The 7,387-nt window shown below is 40.1% G+C and carries 6 protein-coding genes; 4 read left to right on the top strand and 2 right to left on the bottom strand.

Features of this window, described 5'->3' with window-relative positions:
* Positions 1-22: 22 nt before the first annotated feature.
* Positions 23-1,522 carry an ABC transporter permease subunit gene (locus ACFE93_RS16760; RefSeq protein ID WP_375474340.1) on the top strand — a complete coding sequence of 500 codons (1,500 nt, stop codon included), beginning with the start codon at positions 23-25 and terminating at the stop codon, positions 1,520-1,522.
* A gap of 466 nt (positions 1,523-1,988) precedes the next feature.
* On the top strand, positions 1,989-3,512 hold the full coding sequence (locus tag ACFE93_RS16765) for a SulP family inorganic anion transporter (protein WP_375474341.1): 1,524 nt from the start codon (positions 1,989-1,991) through the stop codon (positions 3,510-3,512).
* A 233-nt stretch (positions 3,513-3,745) separates the two neighbouring features.
* Here ACFE93_RS16765 and ACFE93_RS16770 read toward each other — a convergent pair whose 3' ends face one another.
* Both ACFE93_RS16770 and ACFE93_RS16775 read right to left on the bottom strand, forming a co-directional pair.
* Entirely contained in the window at positions 3,746-4,789 is a 1,044-nt protein-coding gene (locus tag ACFE93_RS16770) for a glycerate kinase (protein WP_375474342.1), read from the bottom strand.
* Positions 4,790-4,804: 15 nt separating this feature from the next.
* Positions 4,805-5,137 (bottom strand): DUF565 domain-containing protein, encoded by a 333-nt coding sequence (locus ACFE93_RS16775; RefSeq protein ID WP_375474343.1) that lies wholly within the window; start codon positions 5,135-5,137, stop codon positions 4,805-4,807.
* A gap of 804 nt (positions 5,138-5,941) precedes the next feature.
* Here ACFE93_RS16775 and ACFE93_RS16780 point away from each other — a divergent pair.
* Both ACFE93_RS16780 and ACFE93_RS16785 read left to right on the top strand, forming a co-directional pair.
* On the top strand, positions 5,942-6,580 hold the full coding sequence (locus ACFE93_RS16780; protein WP_375474344.1) for a hypothetical protein: 639 nt from the start codon (positions 5,942-5,944) through the stop codon (positions 6,578-6,580).
* A 212-nt stretch (positions 6,581-6,792) separates the two neighbouring features.
* A partial coding sequence (locus tag ACFE93_RS16785) for an ArnT family glycosyltransferase (RefSeq protein ID WP_375474345.1) occupies positions 6,793-7,387 on the top strand: 595 nt, incomplete at its 3' end.

The raw sequence follows: 7,387 nt of genomic DNA on the forward strand, positions 1-7,387 counted from the left end.
GCAGAGGGAAAGAGAAAATAATATGGTTAAATTTGGTTTTAGGCGTTGGCTGTATTTATGTGTCTTTGTAGGTTTTAGCTGTCTATTACTGATTAGCTGTGCTGTGAACTCTAGCGCAGGGAAAACTTTGCGGGTTGCTACAGAACCAGCGTTTCCACCTTTTGAGTTTCAAAAACAAGGTGGTGAGTTGCAGGGGTTTTCGATTGATTTGATGAATGCGATCGCTTCTTCTGCTAACTTTAAAGTTGATTTTCAAAGTCTGCCTTTTGATGGCATTATCCCAGCTTTGCAAGCCAAAACGGTAGATGTAGCCATTAGTTCGATCACAATTACTGAGGAGAGGGCAAAAACGATTTCTTTTTCTCGTCCTTATTTTAAGGCTGGGTTAGCGATCGCAATTCGCACAGACAATCAAGATATTACTAGTTTTGACAGTCTCAAAAATAAAAAAATTGCTGTACAAATTGGCACAACTGGGGCTGCAAAGGCTAAGAGTATTCCTGGGGTACAAATTCGCAGTTTTGATTCTGCACCCTTAGCCCTGCAAGAATTACTCAATAGTAATGTGGATGCGGTAATTAATGATGCGCCTGTTACTTTATATGCAATTAATACGGGCAATCTTCAGGGAATTAAAGTAGTACAGAAATTGCTGACGGAGGAGTTTTATGGAATTGCTACAACTAAAAATTCGCCGAATTTGACATTGATAAATAATGGCTTGGATAGGGTGCTGAAAAATGGCACTTATTCCCAAATTTACCAGAAATGGTTTAAAGTTGAACCACCATCACTACCAGCTAAATCACCATTTGAGAATCAAACTAACGCTGGCGCACCTAAAATATTAACTTCAATTAGCGTGGTATTGCAGGCTTTTCCAAGTCTATTGCAGGGTGCATTGATAACGTTGCAATTGACGATACTTTCTGTAGTATTTGGTTTAATTGGCGGTTCCTTAATTGGTATTGTTCGCCTTTCTCACATTGCACCTGTGCGTTGGTTAGCGAGGGCGTATGTAGATTTTTTTCGAGGAACGCCTTTGCTATTGCAAATTTTTATGATTTACTTTGGTTTACCAGCAATTTTACAAGAATTTGGTTTGACATTTTCTTTCGATCGTCTCAGTGCTGGGGTAATTGCCTTAAGTTTGAATAGCGCTGCATACATTGCCGAAATTGTACGTGCTGGAATTCAATCAATTGAACCAGGACAAGCAGAAGCAGCAAAATCATTAGGTTTGAGTTCTCTACAAACTATGGGTTATGTAATTTTTCCCCAAGCTTTCCGGCGGATGATTCCACCTTTGGGTAATGAGTTTATCAGTTTGTTGAAAGATACTAGCTTAGTTTCTGTGATTGGGTTTGAAGAATTAGTACGTAAAGGACAGTTAATTATTGCTGATAACTATCGCGCCTTTGAAATTTACGCAGGTGTAGCAGTGGTTTATTTGTGTTTGACGCTACTTTCTTCCCAAGCATTTAGCCGATTAGAAGCTTGGATGAATCCCATCAAGCGCTAAGAGACTTTCAAAAATAATTTCTCAAAATCCAGAGAATGATAATAAATATACTTGTAAAGCTGATTTTTAGGATACTTAGCAGTTGTGCGTTAAGAGCCTGAGAAAATTAAATTGTAGGTCTAGGATTATACCTTTTTTGGGTTAATTATAATTTATTGTTTAATTTTAATTAATGTTTTGTGGCGAATCCAATAAAAAAGTTATGTAATATCAATCAGATAACACTATTGTTATGATGGACTTGTAATCATTAAGAAATGTAAATAGTAACTATAACCGTTAAGTCAATTTAACTTAATGATTTCGTGCTTGCTATTTGAGGGCTGAGTACATCGAGACAATTAAGTTGCAATTAAAACTCAGTGAATAGGCTTGAACTATTCAATGCAAGTCTAGTTTTGGCTGGATTGTAACAGTTCACTTTGCCAGCCAAAAAATTAAAAACTTTTCATTAGAGGAGAAGCAAATGAGAAATTTGAAAGCAATCATAGACAAATCCTCATTGACTAGTGAAGTACCGGCATCATTTGTGGTATTTCTTGTCGCCCTTCCTCTTTGTATGGGTATTGCGATCGCTTCGGGACTTCCGGCATCTCGCGGCTTAGTTACAGGAATAGTAGGCGGAATTATTGTTGGTGCTGTTTCCGGTTCTCCAATGCTAGTCAGTGGCCCTGCTGCTGGGCTGGCGGTGATTGTTGCAGAAATAGTTCAAGAAGATGGCATTGAAATGGTTGGGCCAATTCTGCTGCTGGCGGGTTTAATCCAATTACTCGCAGGTATATTTAAACTTGGCCAGTTGTTTCGCGCCATGTCACCGGCTGTCATCTATGGAATGCTTGCAGGTATTGGGATATTAATCCTCGCTTCCCAATTTCATGTCATGCTAGACGATCGAGCGCGCATACACGGCATTGAGAATTTAATTTCTATTCCCAACAGCATTTACAAAGTTTTGTTCCCTATTGATGGTAGCGTTCATCACCTTGCAGCACTCATAGGTGTAATAACTATTATCAGTCTTCTGCTGTGGGAAAAATTTAAACCCAATAGTTTAAAGTTGATACCTGGTGCGCTTGTCGGCGTTGTAATTGCCACCGTCATAGCTACAGTGTATCGATTACCGATTCAGTATGTTGATGTACCTGGAAATCTGGTACAAGCAATTCAATTACCAACACTTGCCAGCTTACCACGCCTAATTCAGGCACCAGTTTTGCTAGATGCGATCGTGATTGCATTCATTGCTAGTACAGAAAGTTTGCTTTCAGCCGTAGCAGTAGATCGATTGCATACCGGGCCAAGAACCGATTTCGATCGCGAATTAACAGCCCAAGGAATTGGCAACATTATATGTGGGTTCTTGGGTGCTTTGCCGATGACAGGAGTGATAGCCCGCAGTTCTGTAAACGTAGAAGCTGGTGCTAAAACTAGATTATCGACTATACTTCACGGTCTATGGCTATTAATTTTAGTAATTGCAGCCCCAACCTTGCTCAAAATAATTCCCATTTCTAGTCTGGCAGCAATTCTAGTTGTTACTGGTTACAAACTAATCGAAGTAGAACATATTCGCCACTTAAAAAAGTATGGGCGTTTTCCTCTGGTAATATTTGCTGCCACTTTAATAGGGATTGTTGTTACTGACCTGATCACAGGTGTTTTAATTGGTATTCTGTTGACAGGAATTTTACTAATTCACAAAATGTCTGTGCTGAATATCCAAGTTATTAAGTACGAAGATAATCAGAGAATAGACATTTATTTACAAGGTGCGGCAACGTTTGTGAGGCTACCAAAATTGGCGAATATTTTAGAACTTGTGCCTCCAGGAAGTGAATTGCATGTTTATATGCAAGACTTGGCTTATATAGATCACTCTTGTTTAGACCTACTATCGGTGTGGGCAAAACAACAGGAAAAAATGGGAAGCACCTTAACTATGCAATGGGATCGTCTGATAGATCGTAATCGCAAACCATTTACTTTGTAACACTGAAACTAGATTTTTTCTCACGATAGGGTAGCACAGCTGTGCCACCCGCGGACTGCCGTTCTAATATGCTCAGGTGTTTAGCTAGTTCATCCCGTAGAGCTTCGTCTTTGTGAGAGTAAGAAAAGAAAAGCTGTAACGATACCTCTGGCATTTTTGGTCTAAGGAGTAGGATAAATCACACTTTAAGCAAATTATAGTGTTTTTAACTGATTTGCTTGAGAACTAACGCCCTAAGTGCGATCGCAATACACTTGACCAAAACTATGATCGGGATTAATCTCAATCACTAAATCAACCACTGTCGCATCTCTTACCAACGGCGTGATGAATAATTCCGGGTGAATCGAGCGCCAAAAATAATTGACAAATTGCTCTATCTCTGCATTACTCATTCCCGATTTCCCCGCAGCAATCATCTGCTGTTCTGCCTGTTTGCGCCACTCCAAAGAACAGCGGTAATCGGTGGGATAAAGCACAATTAAGCTGTCCAATCGATCCCACAATGGTAAATAATCGTGGAGGCGAAGATTCATATCGCGAGCAAATGCTCTATCTTCATCTGTGACTATTGGCGGTGGCGCAGTATCAAATACATCTGGTTCGATTGGTCGCACACCCACAAACCAGCCTTCAAATAGTACAATATCTACATCCGTCACCATTTCGGAAGTAGTGCGATCGCCAGCACCTGCAAAAGCTGATTTATCAAAGCGGGGAAGCATCACTGGACTTTGCAACTGGCGGATTTGATCTAGTACATTTAAGCCTAAGTTTATATCGTGAGTTCTTGGTGGGCCGCGCCAAATCAAGCGGGGATCTTGCTGCGTTAGGAGTAAGCGATCGCTGTAAGTTTTATATAAGTCATCCAAAGATAAACTTACAGTCCTGTATCCCAAATGATCGAGAATCAAAATCAGAACCTTTGACATTGTGGTTTTACCAGTGCCTTGTCCTCCCAATATTCCTTGAATCAAGGGGCGTCCCAACTGTTGGCGCTGCGATGCTAGTTTGATTCCCAAAGGCAGCCACAAGTCCCACAATACCTGTAACATTTCCTGGGGTTGTACTTGGAGAGTAGTTTGACAGAATTCGCTAAAAGCTGGGAAGACAGATTTTAGTAAATGCGATCGCCTTTCGATCATTTCATCAACATTTTCCGGCGCGATGCCAAAAGCTTTTGCCTTTAACCGATCTGCCAGTGCAGCAACTCTAGCTTCCTGCTTCCAAGTTTCCCCCACCCCATTGGTTGCCAAACCACTCAGCCACAAACTCATAAATTCTCCATCTGACTACGATCCCAGCTTAAAAGCTTCGAGAAACAGGCTGTAGATGAAACCAACTTTGAGAAGATTTAGTGAGTCTACCAGGAGCGATCGCCTATCCAAAAACCTGCGACTATAAAATATCCGGCTGGTAATTTCTGTTAACAGTACCAAAAAAGCAGCTACCACAATATCCAATACACCTTCTTGTCCAGCGGTAGTGGAAACTGCGTTTCCCAGAAAAAAACCGAACAAAAAACTAATTATCAGCAACGATAGTCGTCGCCAAGGATTTAAAAACCATTGCCCAAAGCGTTTAGCAATGGCATCGAACAAGTTATTGAGACGAGTATTTTGCATCAAAAGGACTTCTGGGAAAAGTCAAGATACCTTGAAATATATCTATAATTAGGGTAAGGAGGATATTGGTTTTAGCATCAGTTTGTTTGTTAATATTATAGATATATACTGGAATTCCAGTATTTATTCAAATTTGACCATTCTCTCATCTTCAGAGAAGTACAGTTTCTTAGAGGGTGTTGGGAAACAATAATATTTAGTTTAATCCCCACGTTCAAGCCTTAAAAAATGGGAAAATAATTCAAAATTCCCCTTTTTAAAGGAGGCTAGTTTTTTAGCGGATTTCCTGACTTGTATTCATATACGGAAGTAAGCTACCCGTAGCGTCTCTCAATAGGAGAAGGACTTTCGTAGATTTAAGAAGGAGGATCTTTAAGCACTTGTTATATTACCAGACACTTTCTAAATATCCTCTTAAGGTAGATTTTCCTAGCAAAAGATAAAATATACCACTTAGATTTATCTGACGTTTAGCAAAGGTCACCTTGTTGAGACCGCTAGCGGTTTCAGGAAACTTTTGTTTTTTATACAACTCAATTACTTAGATAGGTATCAAATTATCTTGTTTTTATCAATACTTACGGGCAAACTCCGAAGGAATGGATGTCTGTGCCTCTTGTTTGTCAAACATTAAAGAGATTATTTCCTTCAAATATTTTCTAATCAAAATGATATTTATTATACATTTGTATTTCTAATTTTAGGAAAGTTTATATTCGGCTATTTTGTGTGATTGCCTTTTGGGATAATAGGCTACTATTTGGTCAAGCCTAGACAAAATATTTATTTCTAATAACTATCAATATGAAATCCTCAGTGTATCGTAACGTCGGTATTACAGCTTTGTGCTTGGGACTGCTTGTTGCTCTGGTGGGATGCTTTGGAGTGAGCGTATCTTTTGAGTCTACCAATCCAGATACAAACCCAGATACATCTTCACAACTGCCAACAGAAACTCAAGAGTGGCAGACAACCTCGGTTGTACCAGAAAAAGGTATTTCCACTAATCTATCTACTCCAGCACCTACGCCAACCAATCAAGTAGAACGTAGCATTAAAGAGAATACTTATCCTGTCTTGGCAAATCGTGATAAATCAGCAAGCATTGCCAAGGATCAAGGGACTTTGCGAATGAGCAATCAAACAAATCAGCCGGTGCGGCTGGTTTTACTGGCACGACAATCGGTAGCAAAAGGATCTAATAAAAAACAAACTCACTACGATGTACCGGCGCATTGGGATTTTGCTCCCGAAGAAGGTAGTGAGAAGGGACTGGTTCTATCCCTACCTCAGAATAATTTAAAGCTGGAGAAGGGAGATGTTTTAGTTGCTTTTGCACAAGATGGTTCCCGTCGTTACTGGGGCCCCTATGTTGTTGGCGAAACTCAATTACCTAAGTGGAATTCCCAAAACAGAGAATGGCAACTAGTGCTGAGTCAATAAATATTGCTAAGTAGTAAGTATTGAGTACGGAAGCAATTGTTGTAAAGTAAGCATTGTTTGCCGTTTGCTCAAAGCTTTATTTTTACATCCTTACCCGACAGTTGGTAAAGTGTTAAGTAATGGATAGAGGAAAATTGTTGAATTAAAAACTTTCAAGAACAAAAGATAGATAACTAACGACTATTGATTAGTGATTGTTGACTATTGACTAAATGAGAATGAAATTGAGTGTTAAGCACACTGTTGATCGGTGGTTCAACAAAATAGCAAAAAATCCAGCCCTGAGTGTAACTGTGTCGATTTTGTGGTTGATGGTAGTTAGCTGGGTGGCTTTTGGGTGGAATTTGGGCAACACTGGCTTGATTGATGAGACAGAGCCGCTCTTTGCCGAAGCTTCCCGTCAGATGTTCGTCACAGGTGATTGGATTACCCCATTTTTCAATGGTGACACTCGTTTCGATAAACCTGCTTTAATTTATTGGTGTCAGGCGATCGCATATCACATAATTGGTGTGAATGAATGGGCAGTACGCCTTCCTTCCGCGATCGCAGCATTCGGCTTAGTTTGTTTAGCTTTTTACACCATCCAATGGTATCTGGCTAAAGAAGACCAATTAAAACAAGTTTCACGTCCGACTCGCCGCTACTTAATATCTTTTACAGCAGCAGCGCTCATGGCACTCAATCCCGAAACTATTATTTGGGCGAGAACGGGTGTCTCTGATATGCTGCTCACCGGATGCATAGCATCGGCTTTGTTATGTTTCTTTCTAGGGTATGCAGGGAAGGGAGGGAGCAGGGAGCAGG

Origin of the sequence: uncultured Nostoc sp., from assembly GCF_964247315.1 — a bacterium.
Lineage (GTDB): Bacteria > Cyanobacteriota > Cyanobacteriia > Cyanobacteriales > Nostocaceae > Nostoc.

Excerpts from the sequence above, each read along its gene's own strand:
- ACFE93_RS16765 (WP_375474341.1), top strand. The coding sequence starts at position 1,989 with ATGAGAAATTTGAAAGCAATCATAGACAAATCCTCATTGACTAGTGAA.
- ACFE93_RS16760 (WP_375474340.1), top strand. The coding sequence starts at position 23 with ATGGTTAAATTTGGTTTTAGGCGTTGGCTGTATTTATGTGTCTTTGTA.
- ACFE93_RS16770 (WP_375474342.1), bottom strand. The coding sequence starts at position 4,789 with ATGAGTTTGTGGCTGAGTGGTTTGGCAACCAATGGGGTGGGGGAAACT.
- ACFE93_RS16780 (WP_375474344.1), top strand. The coding sequence starts at position 5,942 with ATGAAATCCTCAGTGTATCGTAACGTCGGTATTACAGCTTTGTGCTTG.
- ACFE93_RS16775 (WP_375474343.1), bottom strand. The coding sequence starts at position 5,137 with ATGCAAAATACTCGTCTCAATAACTTGTTCGATGCCATTGCTAAACGC.